Source organism: Polaromonas naphthalenivorans CJ2, assembly GCF_000015505.1.
Lineage (GTDB): Bacteria > Pseudomonadota > Gammaproteobacteria > Burkholderiales > Burkholderiaceae_C > Polaromonas > Polaromonas naphthalenivorans.
Window position 1 is genome coordinate 180,676 of sequence record NC_008757.1, and the last position, 25,155, is coordinate 205,830.

Below are 25,155 nucleotides of genomic sequence, written 5' to 3' on the forward strand. Positions count from 1 at the left end.
ATGTCGTGGCTTGACGCCTAAACCTGCAACCGGATAAAGGCGCTGAACCTGGGGTCTGCCACCAGGCGCGCGTAATCGATCAACACCACGTTGCGCACATCGGCCAGCGCCATGCGGCCGCGCAGGCGCGCATTGAGGCTGTCCCGCAGGCCTTGCAGGTGAATGGCCAGCTTGGCCGGCAGGTCCACCGCAATGACCAGCTTCAGGGGCAAGCGGATTTTTGCGCCCTCGGGCAAACCTTCGCGCAGGGCTTGACCGCCGGCAGAGCCTGCCCAGGCCGCCAGCAGCATCAGCAACGAGTCGGTCACCTTGTCAATCAGCGCCTCGTAGCGAAATGGCGCCGGCTGGCCCTTGGCGGGGACGAAATGGGCACCCGTCAGGGTCTCGGTCACCTGGGCGTAGCTGCGCACTTCCAGCAGGAACAGCTTGCCGCCATCCAGCCAGGCAAAGTCCATTTCTTTGAGCCGATAGCTGCTGAGCGCCTGGTAGGCTGGCAGGTCGGCAAAACGAAAGTGCTGTCCGTCGGGCAGGTCTAGGCGCAGTCCGGATTCAAGGTAAGTCGCCATCGATCAAGCGGCCAGGTCAAGCTGAACATCGAGGTCAAAAAGCCGCAGCGACTCCTCGACAATCGGGTTTTGCGGCAGGCCATCGGCCAGATGCGTAACTGTGCCCACCACGCCCGCGCCGCTTTGCTTGCGCAGGTCCAGCAGCGAATAGTCGGTGTTTTTCTGGCGGGCCAGCTGCTCCAGGCGCTTGAGCAAAAAGTAGCTGTGCGTGGTCAGGTACACCTGAATGCCCGACTGGGCGAACTCGTGCAGCATCTCGGCAAACAGCACAATCGCCTTGGGGTGCAGGTTCACCTCGGGCTCATCGACGAACAGCATGCTGCCGCCCGCAGGGGTCAGGCGCCGGTTGCGCATCAGGCGCGACAAAATCCCGATTTTCTTGATGCCCTCGGCCGTCTGGTGCATGTTGAACACCTCCTTGCCGCGGCGAAAGACGATGCTGCCGTCTTTTTCCATCTCCACTTCGCCGCCCCCAGTGACCTCCTCCAGGTGCTTGAACACCTTTTTGATGTTGTCCTGCAGCTTGCCCGCCGTGGTGGGCTGGCGATAGTCCTGCACCAGGTCGTAGTAGGTGTCGTCAAAGGAGGCGATTTCCACGGTCTCGCGGGTGGCGACGATGGCGTCGAAAATCGACAAAATCTCTTTGGGCGGCAGAAAAGTCGCCTTATGCCCCTCCAGTTCGGGCAGGCCGTTGGCTTGCAGTTCAACGATCTTGCTCACCGTGTCCTTGCCAAAGCCGAATTTGAGATGGCCGTCCGTGTTCCAGCCCAGCTCGACGCTCAGGCGGTTGCCGGTGCCCCGCGACACCAGGCGCCCCAGCTCCAGCTTGGGCGGCAAAAAAGTCCAGCGCAGCTTTTGCGCCAGCAACTCGGTCAAATCCTTGGGCTCCGGGCCCGCCTTCTTTTTGGAATAGTCCTCGATGGCGCGGCCCATGGCGTAGAGCAGCTTGAGCAAGTGCGTCTTGCCGGTGTCGTTCTCTCCGATGATCACGTTCAGCGAGGCGTGCTGCCACACCAGCTTTTGCTGGAAGGCGACGAAATTTTCGACAACGAGTGACTTGAAGGCGGTCATCTGGGCGCTCCTGGGAAATAGCTGGCTATTGTCATTCGCTGGCGGCCGTGGCTTTGCGCCGTCCACGCGCTTTGACCGTGGCGGCAGGCGTCCAGGCCCGCAAGTCATCGAGCGTGAAGCCCTGGGCACGGGCTTCTTCGGCCACAAAACCCTGGTAATAGTCGCCCATGCGCTCGCCATAGACCGGATCGACTTCGTTGTGCCACTGCGCCAGCCAGGGCACCAGCTCCAGCAGGCCGGCCAGCAGGGGTTGCAGGCGCTCGGGGGGCCAGCCTTCGCTGTCTTTCATGTCTAGGTAAAAACCGGCCAGGGCGGTGGCTTGCTGCAGGTGGTCCCAGCCGGCCCAGGCAATGATCAGGCTGCCGTCGGCGCCGCGTTCGCAGCCGGGGTAGCTGACCCAGCGCTCCTTGGGCACGTCCAGGCCGCCGCGCAGGCGCCAGACATCGGTTTTCAGAAAATCAGTGCTTTTGAACTTGGGCGGAACCGGAATGGCGCCGACGCTCGCCGTCAAGTCTTCCCCCGCATCCTCGCGCCGCTGCAAGGCCCAGGTGGCTTCCCACTGGGCGCGCTTGCGCAGGCCTGCTTCGGTGTAGCGCTGCACGGGCAGGAAAGGCGCGGCTTCGCTGGCGACCAGCTGGGCGACGAGCTGGCCGATGTCGAAATCGGCGTGGCCTGCGTAGAGCGTGGCCATCTGCATGAAGTCGGCGTCCATCCGGGCAGCGTCGGCCAGGCGGCTGGTCGAGGTGAGCTGGGGCGGCTGATCGGCGCTGGCGGGCCAGTAACGGGGCAGTTCGAGCCGGGCCAGCAGCCAGTCGCGCAGGGCGGCTTGCTCCAGATCGTTCCACTTGGGCGAGTTCCAGCGGCGCTTGTACTCGGGGCGCTCGATCAGGGCGATGTTGCGGTCGCTGGCAATGAGGTCGATGCGGCGCTGCACCACCTGGCGGTAATCCTCAGGCCAGTGGCCGGGAATGTCGGTGACGGGTGTCGAGCCGTGACGCTCGAACCAAGTGGTGGTTTCCGTGCCGGCAGCCACGCGGCGGGCCAGCACGATTTCAAAAGCGCGCTCGCCCAGCGCGACTTCGGGCGGCGCGGCGTGCTCGACATCGGCGGCTTGGCTGCTGGCTGGCAGCAGGCCGTAAAGGCGGTAGCAGCGCCAGTCCAGTTCTTCCTGACCGGCAATCATCTGGCGGCGCAGTTCAGTGGCATGGACGCGGGCGGCGTCCAGGCTGGCGCGGGTGGGGAGCGCTTCGGTGCCCGCGTGGGCGGCGGCCAGCAGCGCGGCGGGTTGTGAGGCGGCAAGCTGGTTGGCCAGATGGTCGAGGTGGGTGGCGAGGTCGAGGGGGCGATTTTCTACGACTGGAAAATCAACAAGCTGTGACGCGTTGTACTCGTAACGCAACTCCCAATGCTCGTCCGATATTCCTCCACCAATCCCACCATTACCCTTGTTGAAACACACCTGCTTCAAGAAGAAACCTGCGGTTGACGAATTGAGCAACCCGAGCAAGCCCAAATGCGAGTCCTCGCTTGCCCCGGCGGGCAGCTTGATGACCGGCGCCGTGCGGTTGAACACCTTGCCGCCTCGGTCAAGGACGAAATGGTTGTAGGTGGCGACGAAGGCGAAAGTAATCGCAGTCCTGATCTTGAAACGCTCTGCAGGTATCTGTCCGTATGAATACCAAGCCTTTCCCGTTTCGCGATAGGTTTCACCACCAAAAATCTTTCGGTCGAGAAGGGATGTTCGGCATCGCCAAATAAAGCGCAATGCATTCGCAAGATCGCTCGCAGGTCGAAGTTCAGCCTTATCGCTGTAGGGAAACAGACAAATGTTTTCGCTGTTAACTGTCCAGTCGCGAACATCTTCACCTACTGCAAAAGCTTTCAGTACCGCAGGCTCGCACCCTTTCCGAATTGCCGCCTCCAGTGGAAGCACAAAAACATCGTCAGCTTTCGTGATGCAGACAAATCCGAGATCAGTCGTGATTGATGACAATGGGACGGTGTTTGCTTCAATCTGCTCTTTTACATCAGCCACACCGCCACCGCCAATGCTCCACGGATGTTTGGCCAAGCCCTTGCGCTCCATATCGGCCACGCTAACAAACTCGCTTTCTGACCCGGCGCGGTCAATCTGCGACAAGATAGCCGACCACACCAGCCCGTGCGCCGGGTCGTTCGGCGCGCTGGGTTCGCCCTTGATGCCCATGACGGTGCGAATCGGGTTGTCGGGTTTCGGCGTCTGATGGCGGCCAAACAGGATCACCGTCGGCGTGCCGTGGCCGGGAATGTAGGCGCCCGAGGTGTCCACCACATGCGTCAGGTCCAGCCGAGGCAGCACCTGCTCTATCAGCTTGCTGCCGAACTCACGCTTCATGAAGGAGTTGGCGGTGATCAGGCCGACAAAGCCGGCCGAACCGGGGCCGCCCTCACCCCGGTCCTCTCCCTGAGGGAGAGGGAGTAAGGCAGGACGCCCGGTCACGGCCAGCTCAAAAAAACGTTCGGTGAACGGCACGCCCAGCGAATATTGCCGATGGCAACTGGCGTACTGGCTGCGGTAAGCGGCGTTCAGCGCCGCGTCCCTGACAACGATGTAAGGCGGGTTGCCCACCACCGCGTGGTACTGGCGGCCCAGGATGCGCTGCACCAGTTTTAAATCTTCGCTGGCGTAGGCGTGGGCCAGGCCGCTGTCGGCGTGGCTTTCGGCCACGTCGAACAGGTCGTCGGACTGGATGCCCGATTGCCCCGACAGGCCAAAACGCTGCCCGTGCAGCAGGCTGTCGCCAATGGCGACATGGATCGTGAAATCCGGCGCGTCGCTCAAACGATGCACGTCGCTGGCCTGCAGCGCGGCCAGCAGCAGCCGAAAGCGAGAAATCGCCACCGCAAACGGATTCAAATCCACGCCGGCCACGGCGTCGAGCGCCTTTTGCGCCACGTCGCGCCGGTTGTGGGCGGGCGCGGCGCGGGACCATTCACCCACCATGCGCTGAAAGCCGCCCAGCAAGAAGTGGCCCGAGCCGCAGGTCGGATCGATCATGCGCACCTCGCGGTAGCCAAACTCGCGGATGGCCGGGGTCAAGGTGCGGTCCAGGATGAATTCCTCGACGAACTCGGGCGTTTGCAGCAGGGCGTAGCGCTTGCGGGTGGCTTCGGACAAATCCTGGTACAGGTCGCCCAGAAAGCGGGTGTTCCAGCTGGCGTCGGTGAAGTCGTGCAGCAGCGCGCCGGTGTTGGGGTCTTGCTGCTGCCAGAACTGGCGCAGGCTCATGGCCGCGTCGCCGCTGATGCCGAGGCGAAACACCGGGTTGTGCGCGGCGTCAAAAAAGGTGTGCAGGCCGGGCAGCGTGCCGGCCTCCGTGAAGCAGGCCAGCAGGTAATCGCGGTCGCTCTCCAGCGGGCTGGCGCGAAAGTAGGTTTCATGCCGGTCACGCGCCAGGACCAGGCGTCCGCTGCCCGGCGTGCCGCCGATCCAGGGGCGCTCGACCAGGGTGTTGTCTTCAATGAAGCGCAGGAACACGCAGCTCAGCAGCCAATGCACGCCGGCCTGGGTGATGACCTGGTCGCTCCAGCTCTCCAGCGTTTCGGCCGTGCGGTTGGCATCGCGGGCGACTTGCCATTCGGCTTGCAGGCTGGCCTTGAGGTCGGGCAGCGTGTGGATGCGCTCGCGCAGGTCGCTTTCGAGCAGCGCGAGGCGGCGCTTGAGGTCGGTCAGAAGCTGGGGGGCGTTGATCATTTTGCAGGGCTTCTTTGATTTTTACTATTGTTTTAATAGCTGCTTGCGCACGTCTGTCATGCGCAGGCGGCTATTTTGATGCTTAATTTTGGCCTGTAGCGCCGCCAGCGCCGGGCAGCAGGCCCTCCTGCGCCATCAGCTCCTGCAGGCTGGCTTCTTCCAGCGCATAGACGCCGCGCGAGGCGCGCCAGACCAGGGCCTTTTCCTGCAGGGCGGCCAGGGCTTGCTGGACGTTGGGCACATCGGCCTTGACGGTGCTGTGCGGCGCCAGGGTGTCGAGCAGCCGCTGGTAGGCCAGGATGGTTTCGGTCTCAAAGGGTGCGTACTGCGCGCCCTTGCTGGCCAGCACCCGCAGCACCGCCGACTGCAAGGGCGTCAGGCTGTGGATGACGCGCAGCTGCTCGGCATAGCTGGCCTCGATCTGCTCTTGGACCGCCTGCGCAAAGCGGGCCGGCACGTCTTCGGGCTGCAGCTCAAAATCAAAACGCAGCGCGTCGGCGGCGGCTCCGAGCATTTCGGGGCGGAACGAAGCGCGCACAAACAGCGCATGCACCACCTCGACGCTCAGGGCGGCGGGCAGTCGGACCTGCTGGCAAAACCACGCGATGTAGTCTTTTCCGAGCGCCGGGAATTTCACCAGCGGAGCGCCGAAAAAAGCCTGCTCCTTGCCGTTGCGCAGCATGGCCAGCTTGTCCTGGTTGGAGCCGGTGGCGACCACGCGCAGTCCGTGGTGGCGGCTGCTGTTGAGTTCGTCGCGCGCCGCCTTCAGGGCAAACAGCGCGTCTGCGCCGCTTTCGGTGGTGATGGCGTGCTGGGCTTCGTCAATTACCAGCACGAGCGTCTGGCCGGTTTCATCGGACAGCGCGGCCAGCGCGCTGGACAGGGACACGCCGCTGGCCAGGCCGATGCGGTCGAGCGAAAACGACAGGCCGCCGACGCTGACCTTGTCCATGCCCGAGGCGCGCGCTAGGCGGGCCACCACGCCTTCGTGCTGCGCCAGCGCCGCGCGCACGGCAGCAATGATCACGGCGCCGGGGTCGGCCTTGCGGTTTTCCCACAAGTCGGCATACAGCACCAGCGCGCCCTGGGCTTCAAGCTGGGGGCGCAGGTCTTCGCGCAGGAAGGTGGATTTGCCGGTGCGCCGGGGCGCGGCCAGAAACAGCCCGGAGCTGGAAGCCGATCCGGGCGCGGTCTGCAAAATCTTGTCGGCCATGTCGGCGGCGAGCCGCTGGCGGTGGAAAAAGTTTTTCATCGTGGAGCCGCGCGGAAGTTCGGTTTGCAGGCGGGAATACCTGCTTTATGCTGAATTATAGTTTTCTATAGACGTTTATAGAAAGGCTTGATGTATCCATCCTTGGTTTGATAAAAAAGCGTTATTGCTCTGTTTTTAATAGCTGCTTGCGCAAGCTGGACGTGCACAGCAGGCTGTTTTTTCTGTAAATTCAGGCTAGGGCCGATGCGCGGTGCTTGTTTTCAATCCAGGCGGGCGGCAGGGCAAAAGCCTGCGTGCTGTTGACCAGCGGCACGGGCACGCCATCAATGACGGGCAGGCCCTGCTTGTGCGAAGGCAGCAGCAGCCACACCGCCGGGGTGTGGCCGGGGCGGCCGGCGCTGGCTTCCATCTCGGTGACGAGTGCCATGAGGTCGTAGCGCGCCAGCAGGCCCACGTTGGTTAGCAGGGCAGGCGCCGGACTGTCGAGCAGCAGGGGTTTGAGGCTGGCCAGGGTGCGCTGCACCAGGCGCTGCAGGTTGGCCCAGTCGCGGCTGCCGGGCTCGGCGGTGTCGGCGCGCAGCACCATGGACCAGTCCACACGGGCACGGTCTGCTTCGGTGCGCAGGGCCTTGAGCAGCAGCGCGTCAAAGCTCATGCGTTGCAGTGCCGGTTGTGTTTGCGAGTCTGGCCCGAAGCGGCGCAGCAGTTCGGCTTCAGCATGGCGCGCCTGACGCGGTTCGACCGTCAGCACCAAAAGGCCTCCGGACTTGAGGGCGCGCTGCAGCCGAATCTCGGCCGCCTGGGCGTCGGCCAGGGCTGCCTCGCTGGCTTCACCGGCTGGCGTTCCAGCTGCATGGGCGCCCGGAAAGGTCGATTGACGGGAAAACACGGTCGTCGTGCCCACCGTGGGGTGGTTGTTCAGCGCGGGGCACAGGTAGGCGCCTGCGCCATCGGCCGCAGCAGGGCTCCATTGCAGCGGGGCGCCGGCTTCTTCGAGCAAGCGGTCCAGCGCAGGCCGACCAGGGAGCAGGGTGGCTTCCGGGTAACGGCCGCGCACGCGGTCCTGCAGTTCGCGGATGCGCAATGTGGGCACACCCACAAGTGCGCCCAGGGACTGGCGCAGCGCCTGCAAGGCGGGCATGCCCCGGCGATAGATTTCCTGCCGGCTCGACAGGGCGGCGGTGCGCGAGGCCGATGTGGCCAGGCGAAGCAGCCGGGTGCCGGGCATGGGGGCTTCGCCGGCCTCTTGCGCCGGGCCGCTGCCCATGAGGACGCCCACCGGCTGGACGGCAACGAGCGCTTCGATCACGCGCGAAGGGGGCAGCAAGGGATCGACCAGCGCGCAGGTGTCGGCCACGCTGCCGAGCTGGCGGGCGTAATCGGCCCAGGCTGAACTGGTCGCGATCAGGGGCGAAGGCGGATGGTCATAGAGCTGAATGCGGGGGTTCTCCAGATGGGCTTCGGCCTCCAGGACGGCGCGCAGGACGGCGCTGGCGAGTTGCAGGCGCTGCGCATCCTCCTGCATGGCGCAGCCGCGCAGGGCGAGCAAGGCCAGGGCCGCTTCATGGGCGGTCATCACCTGGCCCTGGGTGAGCACCAGTTTGTCGAGCTGCAGGCGCACTTCGGTGAACGCCGGGTTTTTTAGCCATCGCTCGCGGGCCTTGACCAGGGTGGCGGTGAGCGTGCTGCGCTCCACGCCGGTGGCCTGGGCCGATTCGCCCAGGGTAGGCCATGCAGCCTGGCTGGATGCGCTTTCCGGCTGGGCCGCGTCGTCGAGGCCAAGGTCGAGCCCAAGGTAATGCGCCAGCGCTGCTTCTTCGGGACGGTCATCGCCGGCGGGCCTGCGGGGCATGAGCAGGGCGGCCAGTTCGTTGACGCTGACAGCGCCGTCATGGGTGCCATCGTCATCGGAATCGTGCAGTGTGGCGCGACCTTGCGCGAGGTCAGGCCGCAGGTGCGCCAGCTCTTTGGCCGTGAGCCTGATTTCCTTGCGAATCCTGTCGCCCACGCCCTTGAGGTAGCGAAAACGAATGCGATCGACGGCGAGCAGTTCGCGAGCGTTGTGGACACCCATGCGCTCCAGAACGTCCTGCGCCTCCAGCGTGTAGCCCAACTCGGCCATGGTGGTGGTGGACAAGGCCGTGAGCGCGATGGCCGAAAAACCTTCAGCCTGGGGTGGGTGTACGGTCTGCCGGGCGGCGAAGATGGCCCGCCAGGCGCGCAGCATGTCTTCGGCGTTATCAAAGCGCTCCTTGAAGTCCCGGCGCATGGCTTTGGAGAAAAACGCGGTGAAGCCTTCGCGCGTGACAGGGTCGAACACATCGCTGGCAACCGTAGCTTCCACATCCAGCATGGCCGGGGAGGTCTGGCCATCGCCCCAGACAGGCAGCTTGCCAATGGCCATTTCGTACAAGGTAACGGCCAGCGCAAACCGCTCGGCATACAAATCCCAGCGTGGCGGCTTGCGCAGGCTCAGAAACGGGTCCAGGTAGGAATGGGTTCCGGCGGATATGTTCTCGGTCGGGGTGCGGCACAGCGAGAAATCAAAGAGGACCAGTTGCAGCTTGCCGGAGCTGGTGGTGGCAATGCCGATGTTTTCAGGCTTGAGGTCGCGGTGGGCCACGCCGTGGTCTTCGAGGTGGTTGACGACCTCGATGAGTTCCTCGCCAAAGCGCTGGAGCAGGTCCAGCGACAGGCGGCCGTCTTCCTTGATCTTTTGCGCCAGCGTCTTGGGGCCGGCGCTGCGCATCAGCAAGGCGGTGCGGCCGGCAACCGACAGGGTGCGGCGGTACTCGACAATATTTTGGTGGTGCAGGCCGGCCAGTACATCGCCTTCGGCCACCAGGCGATCGTTATGCGCCAGATCACACGCGACCTTGAGGATCAACTCTTCTGGCGAATCGTCTTCGCGCACCAGCAGCACATCGCTGGAGGAGCCACGCCCCATCCGCTTGACCACCGTGAAGCCGCCTTCGAGCCGGTCGCCGTGCCCGGCGATGCTGGGGTCGACGGTTGCTTCCGGGTCGGGCGCGGTGAGCTCGTCTTCCACTTTGACCAGGTCGTCCAGGAAACCCTGCACCACGTCGTAACGCGCCATCACGTCCGGGCAGGTGGCGTACTGAATCAACTCTTGCAGCCGCATGCCGCAGCCGTCAGAGACATCGGACAGGCGCAGGCCCTGGCCCAGACGCAGCTTTTCTGCCAGTTCAAGGACCGACCCGGCCGGGGCCTGGCCGGAGAACACATGGTAGGCAATGGCGCCGAGCGAAAACACGTCCAGGCTGGGGCCATGGGTGGCATCGGCGCGCGTGGTTTCAGGCGCCAGGTACACCAGGCCGGGGTCTTCGACGTAGTCCTCCACATGGCGCGTGCCGGTGGTGCGGTGGACCGTGTCGGGATTGCCCGCCTCGCGCGAGGCGGTTTGCCAGTTCATCAGCCGGGGCGTCAGCGCGCCGCCGTCCGCCGTGTGAACCATGATGCTTTGCGGCCCCAGGGCGCGGTGGTACAGGCGCCTGGAGTGGGCAAATTTCAAGGTTTCGGCAATGTCGCGCACCAATTGCAGGCGCTGGGTGACGGTGAGTTGCGTACCGCGATCGCGCAACAAGTGATCTAACCGCTGGGCCTTGGGGTCGTGGTCAAACACCAGCGCCGGGCCCATTTCGGTCTCTTTGTAGTCGTTGACCTTCAGGATGTTGGGGTGGCTGATGCCTTCGAGCACTTCAAACTCACGCCTGGCCTGGCGAACCCGGGTGGCGCGCGCTTCGGGACTGGACGCATGGGCCACGGTGTAGATGCGAACCCGTCTCTGAATGCTCGCCATGCTCACGTGCTGGCTTTGCCAGTCCTGGAAGCCTTCGCCCTCGGCGATCAGTTTGATGAGTTGGTAGTCCCCGACCTGCCGGTGTTTGTTGGAGGGCCGGATGCCGGCTTCTGCCAGCCCGCGGGCGATGGCCCTGGCTTTCTGGCCATCGACAGCTTGAGCCGCGTTGCTGTGGATGCCGTTGACCAGGGCGTGAACGATGCCGTCGTCGGTGAGCGAGCCGGGCTGGCCGCGCTGAAAGGTGGCGGTTTTGGCGATGCCTTGCAGCTTGCTTTTAAGGCTGGTGGACGAGAGAAAGATCGCTGGCTGGATGAACGGCAGGCGGATCTTGGCCTTGACGATGGCCGCCTGGCGGCGCAGCAGGCTGGCCAGGCGTTTGGATTTGCGGTCCGCCAGCAGCAAAGGGTTGTCGTAGCTGTACTCCCGGCCATCGGTGTTCCAGGTCCAGGTGTGCGCGTCGCCATCGACCGTACCAGGCCGGCTTTTGATCTCGATCAGAAACAGCCCGGCGGGCGACAGCACCAAGACATCGACCTCGTTGACTTTTCCTTGGTCATCGATGAATTCGAAATTCGTCCAGACACTCCAGGGCTCACGGTCGGGCAATTGGGCGCGCAGCCATTCGAGCGCATCGCGCTCCCAGGGAAAGCTGGATTCGGCAATGACCTTCCAGCGGTTGGCGCTCATGCTCATGGAGAGACCTCGGGCTTGGGGGGAACGATTTCAAACAACTCGCCCACTTGGCACTGGAAAAGCGTGCACAGGCTTTCGATGGCGGGTAAGTCAACTCGAGTCGCCGTTTCGTTGTAAAGCGCCGTGACCGTGCTGCGATTGAGGCCTGTTCGTTTCGCGACATCGGAGATGCGGAGTTTGTCGCGCCCCATGAAAAGGGACAGGTGGCAGCGGATCATTTTCGTATTTTTATCGAAGGCTGATGCGCAGAATAACAAAAAACCAAGCTACGCGCAACTACGAGTATGATTTGTATCTAATTGTCTATTTGAAAGAAGCGAGTTGAACCAAGCGCCTGTTTTATTAAAAGACACTCGATTCACATCATGAAGGCATTGAAAAAAGTTTGCGAAGTTACAGGCTTAAAAGCCAAGGGTACGTGTACAGCCCGTACTTCGTTCGCAGGCACCAAGGGCAATTGCAGTTACCCGATTTTCAACGTTCATGGGTGTGGGACGAGGATCGCATCATTTCCTTGATAGCGTCGGTGTCGCGCGGTTTCCCGATCGGTGCACTGATGACTTTGAAAACCCAAACGGTTGGAACAAATAAATTTGCGCATCGGTTGGTTCAAGGGGCAAGTGATCGCGCTGTCGGTAACTGACCAGCCTGCGCTGCGTTTACCGTGAGTTTTGCTGCACCACCATAAGCGACCTAATTAGGTCGCATCATCCAACACCGGATGATGGGTGCCAGGTCAGTGCAATGGGCAAAGCTTGAATATTGCCCCAAAAAAAACATCATTCACACCTCCCAAAGCCAGCAATTTCAAGCAAAATCAAGGTGCTGTCTAGTACAGCATGAAAAAACAAGGTAGAGCTACTGCGTAGTTCACCTGAACTGAAAATTTGACTGTTGCTTGTTCGACGGCCATTGCATGAATGCAACCTGATCCGCGCTTTTGTGTGGAAAAGTCGCTTTTTTTGCACATCAAAATGTCTTCCCGGGCAAGCATCTGCTATGCAGAAGCCCATGCGTCAATGCCAATGCAAGCAATGACATGCATGAGTACGTCCCACGCAACCCGCCAATCTCAAGCCACGCTTGGATAGATTCGCCAGGTTCGCCAATCCAAAAAACTGAATTTGTAGTCATCCTGTCGGTCGTTTCCTGGAGACGTTTGCATTAATACCAGTGTGTTAATTCAGCCGTTTCGGTGGTGGGTTTTACAACTCTTTTTGAGGAAGAATCATGCCCAGAAAATTGAATTCAAGCCCTGTCGCACTTGTCGAACGGGCGGTACTGGCTGCAGTAGCTAACGCGCGAGACAAAGGTTGGCGACAGTCGCAAATGGAAATGTTTGCCCAACGACTCGGTGACTACCGGATAGCGGGCTACGGGATTGACTTGGAGCGCGAATGCATTCGGATCGTGCGAACCCTGGGATGTCGCTACGCAAGAAAGCTTCTGAACTGGTTCAGAGCAGTCAAGGTGTTACCGGCGTTTCAGCCCGCTGCTATTAATTTTCCAATTGGTATTCCCAAAGCATCACGTTTTGGCGAGATGAAGGTTCAAGTTGCTTCGCATGTGCGTATTTCAGCGATCGTGGACGCCTGTTTCAAACTGATCGTGGACGATGTTTCAGCGCCATCGTGGACGCGCAGGGATGCGCGCAAGCGAGGAATTAATGTATCTCAAACATCGCAATGCCAGCGCGCCATGGGCAGGCGCGAAGCGATGGCTTTTGATTCCTGAAGTCTGCCTTCTGGTTTCCTGTGTCTGGAATTTCTAATTTCTTAGGCCCCTGCCAGGGCCGCCGGCAGGCCCCCCGGTTGTGCATGTACCCATGCATTACCAAGTTGACGCCCGACGGTGTTGAGTGGGCAAGGCAATCAATTTGTATTCGGATCTCGCAGCGTGGCGCCCTTGAGATCAATCCGGTGGCTGCTGTGCACGACACGATCGAGAATGGCATCGGCCAGCGTTGGATCGTCCAGATAGGTATGCCAGGCTTTTACCGGCAATTGACTGGTGATCAACGTCGAGCGCGTGCCCACCCGATCATCGAGCACCTCCAGCAAATCGTTTCTCTCGGGCGCGCCCATTGGAGAAATGGCAAAGTCATCAATCACCAGTAAATCAAGCTTGGCCAGTTGACTCATTCGCCGATTAAGGCTGCCATCACCATGGGCGACATGCAGTTCATCAAAGAGCCGCCCGGCGCGCACGTACAGCACCGAGAAGCCTAAGCGAGCGGCTTGATGCGCCAAGGCACACGCCAGCCAGGTCTTGCCACAACCGGTGGCACCGGTGATCAGCAGATTCTGCGCATTGCGAAGCCAATCACCCCCGGCCAAGGCAGTCACCAGGGCGCGATCAAGTGCGCGACTGGCGCGCCAATTGATATCTTCGACACAGGCTGAGCTCACTTTGAGTTTGGCGGCTTTAAGCAGACGCTCGACCCGGCGCTCATCGCGCCATGCCACCTCGCGCTGCACCAGCAGGGAGAATCTTTCATCAAAACCCAGGGCGCTGACCGCGATGCTGGTGGCTTGCTCTTCAATGGCGCGCACCATGCCATCCAGGCGCAGGCTGCGTAATTGGGTAAGGGTCTGTTCGTTCATGGTCTGTCCTGTCGTGTTTGGTTTGTTGGGTAGGCGTGTGTTCAGTGGAAATAATCTGCGCCACGGATGTTGTCGTGCGCCGGGAGCGCGCCCGGTGTCATGGTGGGCAGGTTTTGCTGACGATCCAAGCCTGTTTTGAGAATGGAGGCCACGCTGCGGTAGGTAAGGGAGCGAATGGCCAGTGCTCGGGTGCAGGCCGCCTCCAGCCTGGCCGGCGTGAATTCGCGTGCCAAGCGCTGCAAGCCCAAACAAGCCCGGTAGCCCTGTTCAGGATGGGCGCGGTGTTCAAGCTGCCAGGTCACCACCGCTGCGGTGCTCACGCCAATGCGCAGGCCCCAGTCGATGAGCTTTTGCGGGGTCCACTCCAGATGCGCCCGGTGCGACGCAGGCATATGCTCAGGCGTGGTGGTGTGGGCACCGCGCTTGGGGCTGACAGCGTGGCAAGCCACGCGCTGGTTGGAGGAATAACATTCCAGCAAGGTGTCACTGGCGCGCAGTTCCACGGTGGTGCGCACCAGGGTGTGGGGCACGCTGTAGTAATGGCCGTCAAATTCCACGTGGTAGTCGACATTGACCTTGGCCGATTTCCAGCGGAATAACTCAAAGCGTTTGGCCGGCAGTGGACGCAGGGCTGGAGCATCAAGCTGCTCAAAGGCACTGCGCCTGTTGCCGGGCAGCTTTTTGAAGGCGCGCTGGTTCAAATCGTTCAGGAGCAGCGCAATGGCGTGGTTGAGCTCCATGAGACTGAAGAACTTGCGATTACGCAGGCGTGCCAGTATCCAGCGTTCAACGACCAGGACGGCGTTCTCGACTTTGGGCTTGTCTCTGGGGTGAGCCGGCCTTGCTGCCAGCAGGGCACAACCGTAGTGGGCGGCGAATTCTTCATACAGACGGTTGTTCTGCGGGTCGTAGCTGCACGGGTTTTTGATCAGGGAGCGGGTTTGGTCTGGCACGATCAGGCGTGGCACACCACCGAAATACTCCAATGCCAGCACCTGGGCGCCAATCCAGTCGGCTGTGGTCTGGCGCGCCGTGGCACAGGCGAAGGTGTAGTTGGAGGCGCCAAGGGTGGCCACAAATATCTGTGCCTTGGTGATTTCGCCGGTGCCGGCATCAATCAGCGGGACGGTTTGACCGGCGTAGTCAACAAAGAGTTTCTCACCGGCAATATGGGTCTGGCGCATGGAGCGCTTCAGCCCCATGGCCCACTCCCGGTATTTGACGCAAAAGCTGGTGTACTTGAAGGCCAGGTCGTTGCCCTTGGCGTATTCCTCCCACAGCAGTTGCAGGGTGACACCGGCGCGTTTGAGCTCAGTGTGTATCTGGGCAAAGTCAGGCAGTGCTTGTTTGCTGTTGCGCGGTAACGCTGCCTTGTACAGCTTGGCCTCCAGCTCTTGGTCGCTCAAGGTTTGTGCAACGGACCAGTCAACACCGGCCACACGCGCCAGTGACATGTATTTGCCGACTACGCTTTTGGATATCTTGAGGTTACGGCCTACCTCGTTGTAGCTCAGGTTGGCCTGCAGGTGCAGGCGCAGGGATTCTCGGATTTGGCGCATGGTGATTCTGTTGGTTGGCATGGACTCTTTCGCGAAAAAGCGTCGAGCCTATGCCGGGTTTAAGAAATCACTTGCCCGTATCCCCCCAAAATATCGTCCACGATCAGTTTGAAACAGCGTCCACGATCAATTTGAAATGCCGTCCACGATCACGCTGAAATCGCGTCCACGATCAGCCTGAAACACCGTCCACGATGGACTGAAATATGCACGCATGGAAGTGCAAGCCAATTCCAAAATCGGCCTGTATCACAATTTGCATTTGCAGCACAGCCTTTGACGATCTAGTCAATATCACCACCAGGAGTGATGAATTGACCTCATCTCAAGTGAGCTACACCCCCACACCAGACGGCCTATACGCTGAATTGGATACAAAAACAGGCAGCATTCGAGCAACGATTCACCCCCTTCAACGGAATCATCGAATTTGTTTTGCAACCTGTAGAGGGCTTGCAGCCCACTTGCAGGGCAAGGTAATTGACCTGCCAGACCTTCAGGCGTGCCAGCAGGCAATCACTGCATGCGAAACAGAACTCAACCGAGGGCAGCTTGTCACCCAAAGTTACTTCTGAAAAGCATTTGAAAAGCAGAAAACTCACCCTTCAGGTGTGTTTTCTTGTGGCCTTGGCGCAAGGCCACAAGAAAGCAATCGCTGTGCTGTTTTTTAACATCCTCCAATGAGGAAAGAAAGCATCTGTATGCCAGCAACAAACAAAGCAATCGATATCCGAACTTGCGGAAAGTCAGACCATCAGGAAATCAAGGAAGCCCCCGACCAACTGAACCCCGGCCAAACTATTAAAGTCAAAACCAGTGAACTCATTGGTGCAGCCTTCAATTGGGCGGTAGCGAAGTGCGAAGGTTATGAGGTGGAGCTGTCACCTGACTGGTATGCCCCAACTAACTGCGCAATCAAAGCCTCTTACGCTAACGGCATCTGCCTAAGGTGGGTGCATAGTGGCGAGTGGTCACCCGCCACCAACTGGAACCAAGGTGGGCCGATCATGGGGCGGGAAGGAATTACTACGCGCTGTATTGGTCGAAGTATTTTTGGCTTCTTGTGGGATGCAAGCACATACGGCAATGATGAAGAGATAGTGGGTTACACCCAGCTCACAGCCGGCATGCGGTGCTATGTCGCGTCCAAGCTTGGTGACGAAATTGCAATCCCCTACGAACTCATGCCGTAGACGATAGATATGGAAAGACAGGTCACAACAATGTGAATGCGAAAAAAATCAAGCCGCATGAACATGGCATTTGAAAATCATTGCCAAAAATCCTGCATAGCAGGGTTTTTGTATGAATTGCTACTCTCTGGTGTTCATGTCAAATTGGAAAGCTGCATGCAAATCTATTTGTAGCAAGCAATCCGACAAATCACTACACGCAGTGTAATCCCTTCACAAGAGGGCTTGCCGATATGCCCAATGGACATAACGGCAAGCCTTGAGCTTGATCCCTTTTTAACTACTCCATTTTGGAGAATGAAAGGGAAAGCAATGCAAACCAATAACGTCTCTAAACCGTCGTGGAACATCACTAACGGCGCTATTGAGCCCAACAGAACCCTCGCTGCACTTCTGGTGCAGCAGCGTTTTCTGAATGAAAATTTGCTTCCGGTCAAGACAGGTCTTGTCGGTGCAATCCTGGCACGCGAGTTTGTCTCTAATCCTGAACTTTCATTGTTCAAGGTTGAAATTTATCTGAAGTTCGGAACTACCTACAGGCTGACGGTAGAAAAATCCCTGAATCTGATGGGCCAGGAGGCTCCTTTTGATTTTCAATTGGAAATGACCGACGACGATGAGATCGAAGTTTTGTTCAAGGCATTCGAGAAAAATCACTTCGGAGTCGTGGAAATCGAATGCAGGCGCGATGACATTGCGAGCTTGCTGGGTTCCGGCGAATGGATCAGCGGAAATGAAGCTTTCGAAAAGTTCTTTCCCGGCCTTGCAGGTGCAAGCGCACAACCACACTGAATGACCACGGCTTAACCGCCTGGGCATTCGGCAATGGCTGAAGCTGTCGAACCGCACAACTTAAAACTTGTGCGGGTTGTCAATCAGAAATTTGGCTAGCTAAATAAATCACAGTATTAAAAAGCAACCCTCTCACGAGGGGGTTTGCCGTTATGCCTTCCGGACGTAACGGCAAGCCCATGCGCTTGCGCCTTTTTCAACCTTCCCTTACTTGGGAAATTTAAAAGGAGTTTCTTATGGAAAAAGCTGAATCCGTGACTTCGGGCACGCCAGCAAGAATCGCGGTCAATTTGATTGATCGGGGAAACAATCCGCGTACTCGGTTCGATGAGACTGCAATGGATGAAATGGTCGCGTCTTTTCGTGCCCATGGCATCCTCCAGCCCATCCTTCTTCGCCCCAGTGGTGAAAGTCGCTTTCAGATCATTGCCGGTGAGCGTCGCTTTCGCGCGTTCACAACGGTCTACGGCATGGGCGTGGACATTTCCATTCCAGCATTGGTCGTGGAAATGGACGATGCACAGGCAGACATGAGTGCGTTGATTGAAAACGTCATTCGGGAAAAAATGACGCCGGTGGAAGAAGCCGAAGCGGCCGCACGCGTCCTGGGGTACTCACAGGGTGATCGGGACGAAGCAGCGCGCAAACTGGGCTGGGAACGCAAGTTTCTCGACCGGAGGATTGCCCTGATGTATGCGATTGACGAAGTACGTCAGGCGCTGCAGGATGAAAAAATCCTTCTGGGGCATGCCGAACTGCTGGCAGGCCTGCGCAAGGAAACACAAAAACAGGTGCTCACTGCCTTGCTTTCCTCGGCTGAAAAGCCAACGGTCGCGCAACTCAAGGATCGGCTGGAAAAGGCGGCGCTTTCGCTGGTAAAGGCAATTTTCGAGAAATCGCAATGCACCGACTGCCAGCACAACAGCGGAAATCAGCAAGCACTGTTTGCAGAGGCCATCAGCGACGGTAACTGTACGCACAAACCATGTTTTGAACGCAAAACCGAACGCGAACTTGGAATTCGTGCCAGAGCGCTGGAGGCTGACTACCAGGTCGTTCGTATTGTTTATCCAGGTGACAACTTCACGGTTGTTCAACTGGCTGCCGATGGCGTGCGGGGCGTTGGTCAAGAGCAAGCCGCGGCCTGCCGTAGCTGCAAAGACTACGGCGCCGTGGTGAGCGCTTTGCCTGACAAGCTCGGCGCATCCTTCAAGGGCATGTGCATGAACACGGTTTGCAACAACACAAAGGTTGCAGACCGGATCATGGGAGAGAAGGCGGCTGCGTCGGCCTTGGCTGACCAGACCATTGCCAAGGCCCAGGATGACACGAAAGCTAAGGCCAAAAGCCCAAGCCAAGCCGCAACCAGTGCCAGTGAGGTCAAGGCCGGGACATCCAAAGTTCAAACCGGTGCCGTCAAGGCGCCGGTGAGTTCGGAGCCCAGCAATGCACTCAAGGAATACCGAGAAAAGGTATGGCGTTCGGTGCTCAGTCGGGTAATTGCCCGGTTGGATCCTGAAACCAATCAGTGCGTCATGCTTGCCCTGGCAGCATTCAGTCCTCGCGTGATCGATTCAACTGCATTGCTTGAGGCAATTACCAAATCGTCGATCCTGCTGCAAAACAATGCAACGGATATCGGCGTGGTACTCGACAGCGCCATGGCGCTGGACAACGATGCTCTGAAAAAGGCGCTCAGCCTGATTCCGGCAAGCATCTCCAAGGATCTGGAAATCCGCCAGGTTGTGAGCCTTCTCAAAGGGCTTGACGTGAAGCTCGAAGAGCACTGGAAAGTCAACGATGAAATGTTTGGCCTCCTGACCAAAAATGAGATTGACGCCACTTGCGGCGAAATCGGCATCAAGGCAGCTATCGGCACGGGTTATCCCAAGCTGATCGGCGGCAAAAAGGACGATCTGGTGAACGCCATTTTGACCATCACCGGCTTTGAATACAAAGGCCGTATCCCAAAACAAATGCGCTGGTAACAGCAATTTTTTGACTCCCTGACGTGTCCGGTGCCCACAAGGCACTGGACGCGCTCATTCAATGCGCCGGTCCCCCGGTGCCCTGCAAATTCCCATGTCTAGTGCCCAACAGCACCAGGCATGTTCTTTATTTTTCTTTTAAAGGAATACGAAAATGTTTTTCAAAGCAATCGCGCCTACGTGCGCCAGAGGTATCAGCTTCACCATCCTGGTTGAGGCTGCTGATGACGGAAAACTCGCGGTCAGCGTTACTCCCGTTTCGAAAACGGGCAAGAGTGGTTTTGGCCTCACGCCAAAGCAATTCGTCGCCACACCTGAGGAGTTCGACAACGAATTCAGCAGTGTGATGGCAAGCTTTGCTGGAATCCAGCAAACGCTGGCCCAACAACTCAACGCCGCCGAACTGGTGGCCGAGGAAGTGGGCAAAGCGGCCGTTGCAGCAGCTGCGGAACAACCCAAAGCGACTTCGCCGGCATCCAAAAGCCTTTCGCGGCCAAAGAACAGCAATCAGGCTCCGGCCGGACTGCTCGACGAGGATGGTACTCATGATGAAGGTGAGGGCGAAGAAGAGCCAGGCACTACCGTGCCTGTTGCTGTGCCAGCGCCCGCTGTCACCAGCGGTTTTGATTTTGAAATGTAAGGAGACGCACACCATGGCACTCATTGCAAAGACTATCAGCCGCACCTTCAAGTTCAACGGCATGACTCTCGCCGACCCAAGCCCGGAAATGGATATGGAAACTGTGAAGCGTTTCTACGCCAATCAGTATCCGGAACTTCTCAATTCCGTGGTGGAAGGGCCGGTGACCAAAGGCACTGTCTCGACTTACACCTTTATCCGCGCTGTCGGTGCAAAGGGATAGGTTCCTGGCATGGCCGTCTCGATGATCGAAGCGATCAAAAAAATGGCCCTTGGCTCCAGCGATGCTAAATCGCTGTTCCATGGGATGACTGAAACTGAAATCAAGGAGAACATCGCATGCTCGACCGTTATGAACACGGTCGTGAATTCGAATGTGACCCGGAATCCGCTTCCCTTGTCACAACAAGCGTTCGGAATCTGGGGGTAGTAGCACAGGGCAATCAGGGGGGAATGTGGGTTTTACCCACTTTCTCTCCTGAAATACCTCTTGAAATCAGTCGGGCTGACGCTGAAGCGTCAAACCTGGCTGATTTCATACTGCTCGCACACAAAAAGGGAATTCGCATTCCCGACTCGATATACACGACCACAAGCGAACTCATGACCCAGCAATTTGCAAACTATGCAAGAAGCCAAGTCAAAAATGTGAGAGTTGAGCTACCCCTGGATGTGTCGATCGTGGCAATCGATAAAAAAATCGAATTTGCCGCGAATGCCACCGACAGATTTCAAGGTATCTATCAATTGAAGGATTCTGTTGAGCGGCTCAATGCCGCTTCACCTGGCCTGGGTTGGTTTATTACCGACACGATTCGCAAGGGGCATGGCGTAGGACTGACAACTTACGATCCATGCCGCATTGCCAATTGCGTGCAACTCATTTGGTTTGATTCAGAAACAGACCAAGAAGCAGCTGCTGAAGTGCTTGACATAGATGAAAAGAATGTCACTGAAGCGCATATAGAACAGGCACGCGATGAGCGGACTTTCATGCCTTCAGACTTTTTGGCTTCCGTCGGTGGACATAAACATCTGCTGTCCTGGAGCCAAACGAAAAAAGAGAAAGCGGCATGCCGCTCAATGAGTGCTTCACGTGTACGTGCCTGTATTCACAAACTCAAACTTGTGGAGGCAGACCGTGCGTTGGTGATGGCCGCTCTGGAGTTTCACGACTCTATCAAGGTGCGAAAAGCTAACGCTGCTATCGCTCCGAATGGCTGGTTTGAGCATGAGAATCTTCATGAATTCGAATGTTTGGACGCGCTGGGTTCTCTGGCGTTCATCGTCTGGGACGATTCAGAATTTGCTCGTGAAGCGATCACTCATTATGAAGAATACGCGATGAACGGCGAGGGCAGTCATTCGCAACTAGTCGGTCTTTTCGTCGAACTAGATGAACCCGCAAGCTGGGGTCCATTTATCGATGCCTACAAGCTGTATATCAAACGATATGCGGCATTTTCAAACTTCATAGGGGCTTTGCCCGAGGAAGAATAAATATGTTGATGGTTCAAGCATCCGCGAACTCGACAACCATGGCCTTGCAAAAGGCCATTCTTGTTTATGGCGTGGCAAAAAGAAATCTGTACGATCCTGATCAGTCATTGGCCATAACCCATGCCACGATCAATGATGTCGAAATGAAGTCCGGTGCTCCCGTACTGAAGGCTGGACGTCTGATGACGCAGTCTGATCTGAATGAACTCGTTACAGGCTTATCGCAATCGCAGTCGCTTTCGGTTCCTTCGTGGATCGATACCACGATGCTGGCACTGGGCGCGGGTCGCATGATCTGGTACACGCCGGCATGCCAGCGGGCCATGTTCTTCAAGACTTCTTCGTTTACGAAGGATACTTTTGAAGCGCAAGGTCAGCTGCCAACGCCGGGGCTGGTCTGGCTGGTGATGCAGGGAGCCTTGTATGTTTACGCATACAAGGGCTCAGGCAGGCCTGACAAGGAAACCAAGCTGTATCAGGCTCCATTCTTCAACGTGTGGAGCCAAGGTAAGGTCTGTACCGGCAATGCTGCCATGCCCGTGGGGGATAACGCAGCGATCCCCCACATGTGGGTGGATGCCTTCTTCGGAAGCAATTTCACGCATCCGAACTTCAAGGAAAAGGACCGCCTTGTGAAAGGCGTGTGCCCCATCGATTTCTGGAAAGCCATGACGGAAAAACCTCTCCCGGTATTTCCTGAAGGCCGCCTGGTGGATCTGCCCCTCACGGTGGCCGACCTGCTGGCGCCGGACTTGAACCAAAAGCTTGGGAACATCGACCGCGCCGCTGGAGAATTCTGATGAATCTCGATCAGATCACGATGGGGGTTTTTCCACTTCTGGCCGCTTCGCAAACGGGTGTCCTTCAAGACCCCGAAAAGCACGGCGTTCGGTATGTGGCGGCAAGTGACGGTATGTGGCGTGCCATTGACACAGCGTGGCTTAAAGCGCTGACGCCGGTGGCGCTTTCCTCCAAAAAGGCTGTGATTCCCTATGGGCGCTTGACGCAGTCTGTTGAGTTTCTCTGCAGCATGCCGCCGGCAAGCTTGTGGCGTGAATTTGCTGTACTGGCCAAGTCAACGCTTCCCAATGAGGTTGCAGCTGCCATGGTCTGGAATGCAGAGCAAGACACTTGGCGCCTCGCTGCCAGGCAAAGCATCGAGGCCAATCCAGGCTTTGTGCGTTACCGCGAAGTCGAGCTGCAAGAGGGCGAGCATTTTGTCGTGGACATTCACAGTCACGGCAACCACTCAGCCTTTTTTTCAGAGACGGACGACTGTGACGATTTTGGAAGTACCAAAGTCAGTGCGGTGCTTGGATGCGTGGGTCAGGGAGCAACGCAAGTTCGTATCCGACTCATGCTGATTGATAAACACATCGACCTCAAACTCACTTGTTCCGGCGGGTGGGAAGTACAGGAAGAAAAACAGGAAATCATTCTATGAAACATAAAGTTCATCCAGAGCTTATCCGGCGTGCGATTAACGTGGTCGTGATAGGCGCCGGTGGAACGGGCAGCCGCGTGATAGAAGGGCTGGCTTGTCTGCACCGCGCCATCAAAGCCAAGGGTCACCCCTTTGGCCTGAAGGTGTCGGTCATCGATCCGGACACCGTCTCGGAGGCAAATGTCGGGCGTCAAGCTTTCTATCCCTGCGATGTGGGGCATTCGAAGGCGCATACGCTGGTCAACCGGGTGAACATGGCATTGAACGGTGAAGCGGTATGGACCGCATACTGTGAGATGGTCACACTTCAAACAGATTTGTCCAGTGCCGATATTGTCATTGGCGCTGTAGACAACCGCAAGGCTCGTCTGGCGATCCTGAGGTCGCTTGAGAATGTCAGTTCGGGCAACCGGTACTGGCTGGACCTGGGGAACCGGATATCGGATGGCCAGGTGATTTTGGGTGAGGTTACTTCGCGCAAGCGAAAAACTGACGACCCAGAGCGCCTGCCCCATGCCGGCGAACTGTATCCAGAGCTGATTGATCCGGCAATGGAGCCTAGCGATGATGTACCGTCATGCTCGCTGGCCGAAGCGCTGGAAAAGCAGGCTTTGTTCATCAATCCTGCGGTTTGCGTTCAAGCTATGAATTTACTGTGGCTCTTGCTGACCAAGGGTGAGCTTGAGATTCACGGTGCGTTCATCAACCTGGAGTTTGGAACCGTGTTACCGCTTCGAGTCGATCCCCAACAATGGGCGAGATTCGGTGTGGTACGTAACGGAAAAAGACAAAAGGTTGTTCGGCCTTCTGCGCAGAAAATAAAGGCGGCTGCTACTGCGTGAGCAGTTTTGCACCGCTGTAGTTCTTTGCTCATAGTAAAAACGTGTGGAATCTTCTTCGGAGGAATTTCAGTGCAATCCTTCTGAAAAGGAGGTTTGCCGTTAGGCCCCCTGGACCTAACGGCAAGCCGTGCAGCGATTTTTTTACACTCCATAATGGAGAGCGAAAGGAAATTCATGTCATCAACTGAGCAAATTGAAAAACCATCTTGGGTGGTTGGTTCGAGCGGTAAATTCAAATCAAATGCCGCGCTTGAAAACGTTTTCGAGAATGAAAAGTTAGTTCAACGTCAATTGGCCTTGGCAAACTTGTCTATGGTTGGGGCCATATTGGCTTATCAATTCGTCGCAAACCCAAAACTGCATGTCTTCAGGATCGAAGTCGAGAAAGTGGCCCGTTCCTTTTGTGAGGTTACGCTGGTTGAAGCATTCGACGCAAGTGGAAAGCCAGCCAGAGCCCCATCGATAGAAAAGTTAGAAAGCGATGAGGCTCTGAGTCTTTTCACAGCATTCAAAGTTAACGCCAATGGAGTTGCTGAAATTCAGTGTGGGCGTGAATCTATTGCAGACCTGCTCAAGATCGAGACTGCAGTCAATGGTGCAGAAGCATTTCACAAGTTCTTCCCCGACTACGCATAATGCGTAATCGGGGAAGATATTGATGGAGCATCACGTTCAAAACAAATTGAAATGCCGTTCCGTATTTTTTAAAATATCAGCCCTCTTGAGAGGGCTTTTTTGATGGTCCAGAGATGAATGATCGAAAAAGTCCTTTAAGACTTATTCTTTTTCCCCTTTCGGGGTGTTTGATGTTCAACCTTTCATGTACAGTGTTCAGGTTGAAGTTGGCTTTCCAATGTGGCTTGTAGTGAATATTGGAAAACTTTTTTAACCGCTTTTTATAAAGCATGATTTTTTAACCCCAGGGCGACAAACCCTGGGGTCTGTCGTTCCTTCTATGGAGAAACGACATGAATGCTCAAACTGATGCACGTCATAGCGCCACGGCAAAAAAAGGCGCTGATGGCACTTTTGATATGGCAATGAGCTATGGCTGGGCAAGCAGTGAAGCTGCCTGGGAGCCAATCGTCTCCCGCGCAAGTTGGAACGTTATGGATGCCCGTGCAGTTTTGCGAATGATCAGCTTAATGGAGGATGCCGGCATTGCCGATCTTCCTCGGGCGGCGGGCCTCATGCGCAATGCTGCACGCATCGCGAACAGCACGCTGCGTGATGCAGCCTTCAGCGATCCCGTCCGGCCACAAATTAGTCGGCGGTAACTCGGAAATATAGGCGGAGAGAAAGGTTGCATAAAGCAGCCTTTCTCCCCCTTCTTCCTGGTGGGCTTGGATCACGCCTTCAAGCCAGGCTACGAATTGATGCAGCTCGGCGGGCGCATCGGTATGCGGGGCACACAGCTCCATGAACGATTGCCGGTCCTCTTCGCAAGACCAGCGCACAAATCCGTCAACGATTTCCATTTTTTAACATTCCTTTGATT

20 protein-coding genes and 1 pseudogene are annotated in these 25,155 nt (G+C 57.7%); 12 read left to right on the top strand and 9 right to left on the bottom strand.

Translation table 11 applies throughout. From position 1 onward, the window contains the following. Positions 1–17: 17 nt before the first annotated feature. The 6 genes from PNAP_RS21285 to PNAP_RS21310 all read right to left on the bottom strand — a co-directional run bounded on the left by PNAP_RS21285 (position 18) and on the right by PNAP_RS21310 (position 11,314). The gene (locus tag PNAP_RS21285) at positions 18–566 is read right to left on the bottom strand and encodes a hypothetical protein (protein ID WP_011797936.1); all 549 of its coding nucleotides are present in this window, start codon (positions 564–566) and stop codon (positions 18–20) included. A 3-nt stretch (positions 567–569) separates the two neighbouring features. Then, entirely contained in the window at positions 570–1,637 is a 1,068-nt protein-coding gene (locus PNAP_RS21290) for an AAA family ATPase (RefSeq protein WP_011797937.1), read from the bottom strand. Positions 1,638–1,668: 31 nt separating this feature from the next. Beyond that, on the bottom strand, positions 1,669–5,370 hold the full coding sequence (gene pglX, locus PNAP_RS21295; RefSeq protein WP_011797938.1) for a BREX-2 system adenine-specific DNA-methyltransferase PglX: 3,702 nt from the start codon (positions 5,368–5,370) through the stop codon (positions 1,669–1,671). 82 nt (positions 5,371–5,452) lie between these two features. After that, positions 5,453–6,622 carry an ATPase gene (locus PNAP_RS21300; protein ID WP_011797939.1) on the bottom strand — a complete coding sequence of 390 codons (1,170 nt, stop codon included), beginning with the start codon at positions 6,620–6,622 and terminating at the stop codon, positions 5,453–5,455. 190 nt (positions 6,623–6,812) lie between these two features. Continuing rightward, on the bottom strand, positions 6,813–11,096 hold the full coding sequence (gene pglW, locus PNAP_RS21305) for a BREX system serine/threonine kinase PglW (RefSeq protein WP_011797940.1): 4,284 nt from the start codon (positions 11,094–11,096) through the stop codon (positions 6,813–6,815). After that, the gene (locus PNAP_RS21310) at positions 11,093–11,314 is read right to left on the bottom strand and encodes a helix-turn-helix domain-containing protein (protein ID WP_011797941.1); all 222 of its coding nucleotides are present in this window, start codon (positions 11,312–11,314) and stop codon (positions 11,093–11,095) included. Before PNAP_RS21310 ends, pglW begins: the two co-directional genes overlap by 4 nt. 200 nt (positions 11,315–11,514) lie before the next feature. On the opposite strand from PNAP_RS21310, the pseudogene PNAP_RS26095 reads away from it, so the two are divergent. Further along, positions 11,515–11,727 (top strand): annotated as a pseudogene (locus tag PNAP_RS26095) (GmrSD restriction endonuclease domain-containing protein); the annotation flags it as partial. Positions 11,728–12,326: 599 nt separating this feature from the next. After that, the gene (locus PNAP_RS26100) at positions 12,327–12,830 is read left to right on the top strand and encodes a hypothetical protein (RefSeq protein WP_011797943.1); all 504 of its coding nucleotides are present in this window, start codon (positions 12,327–12,329) and stop codon (positions 12,828–12,830) included. Positions 12,831–12,967: 137 nt separating this feature from the next. Here the strand turns inward: PNAP_RS26100 and istB are convergent, their stop codons facing one another. After that, entirely contained in the window at positions 12,968–13,699 is a 732-nt protein-coding gene (istB, locus tag PNAP_RS21315) for an IS21-like element helper ATPase IstB (RefSeq protein ID WP_011797944.1), read from the bottom strand. 41 nt (positions 13,700–13,740) lie between these two features. After that, complete coding sequence (gene istA, locus PNAP_RS21320; RefSeq protein WP_011797945.1) at positions 13,741–15,279, bottom strand: IS21 family transposase; 1,539 nt, start codon at positions 15,277–15,279, stop codon at positions 13,741–13,743. A gap of 680 nt (positions 15,280–15,959) precedes the next feature. Between istA and PNAP_RS21325 the strand changes: the two genes are divergently transcribed. From PNAP_RS21325 to PNAP_RS21375, 10 genes are all read left to right on the top strand, one after another. Further along, the gene (locus tag PNAP_RS21325; RefSeq protein WP_011797946.1) at positions 15,960–16,451 is read left to right on the top strand and encodes a DUF2591 domain-containing protein; all 492 of its coding nucleotides are present in this window, start codon (positions 15,960–15,962) and stop codon (positions 16,449–16,451) included. A gap of 312 nt (positions 16,452–16,763) precedes the next feature. Beyond that, the gene (locus PNAP_RS21330) at positions 16,764–17,243 is read left to right on the top strand and encodes a hypothetical protein (RefSeq protein WP_011797947.1); all 480 of its coding nucleotides are present in this window, start codon (positions 16,764–16,766) and stop codon (positions 17,241–17,243) included. 236 nt (positions 17,244–17,479) lie between these two features. Then, positions 17,480–19,231, top strand: a complete 1,752-nt coding sequence (locus PNAP_RS21335; protein WP_011797948.1) for a PRTRC system ParB family protein — start codon at positions 17,480–17,482, stop codon at positions 19,229–19,231. Between the two features lie 154 nt (positions 19,232–19,385). After that, positions 19,386–19,871 carry a PRTRC system protein E gene (locus PNAP_RS21340; protein ID WP_041377546.1) on the top strand — a complete coding sequence of 162 codons (486 nt, stop codon included), beginning with the start codon at positions 19,386–19,388 and terminating at the stop codon, positions 19,869–19,871. 13 nt (positions 19,872–19,884) lie between these two features. Then, positions 19,885–20,094: a PRTRC system protein C gene (locus tag PNAP_RS21345; RefSeq protein WP_011797949.1), complete on the top strand. Its 210-nt coding sequence runs from the start codon at positions 19,885–19,887 to the stop codon at positions 20,092–20,094. 116 nt (positions 20,095–20,210) lie between these two features. Then, complete coding sequence (locus PNAP_RS21355; protein ID WP_011797950.1) at positions 20,211–21,371, top strand: PRTRC system protein F; 1,161 nt, start codon at positions 20,211–20,213, stop codon at positions 21,369–21,371. A 2-nt stretch (positions 21,372–21,373) separates the two neighbouring features. After that, complete coding sequence (locus PNAP_RS25225) at positions 21,374–22,171, top strand: PRTRC system protein B (protein WP_011797951.1); 798 nt, start codon at positions 21,374–21,376, stop codon at positions 22,169–22,171. After that, positions 22,171–22,815, top strand: a complete 645-nt coding sequence (locus PNAP_RS25230; RefSeq protein ID WP_011797952.1) for a PRTRC system protein A — start codon at positions 22,171–22,173, stop codon at positions 22,813–22,815. Before PNAP_RS25225 ends, PNAP_RS25230 begins: the two co-directional genes overlap by 1 nt. Beyond that, complete coding sequence (locus PNAP_RS21370) at positions 22,812–23,657, top strand: PRTRC system ThiF family protein (RefSeq protein ID WP_011797953.1); 846 nt, start codon at positions 22,812–22,814, stop codon at positions 23,655–23,657. The genes PNAP_RS25230 and PNAP_RS21370 overlap by 4 nt, the downstream gene beginning before the upstream one ends. A gap of 174 nt (positions 23,658–23,831) precedes the next feature. Next, positions 23,832–24,293 carry a hypothetical protein gene (locus PNAP_RS21375; protein WP_157040466.1) on the top strand — a complete coding sequence of 154 codons (462 nt, stop codon included), beginning with the start codon at positions 23,832–23,834 and terminating at the stop codon, positions 24,291–24,293. Between the two features lie 506 nt (positions 24,294–24,799). Here the strand turns inward: PNAP_RS21375 and PNAP_RS21380 are convergent. Further along, positions 24,800–25,135, bottom strand: a complete 336-nt coding sequence (locus PNAP_RS21380; RefSeq protein WP_011797955.1) for a hypothetical protein — start codon at positions 25,133–25,135, stop codon at positions 24,800–24,802. Positions 25,136–25,155 lie beyond the last annotated feature (20 nt).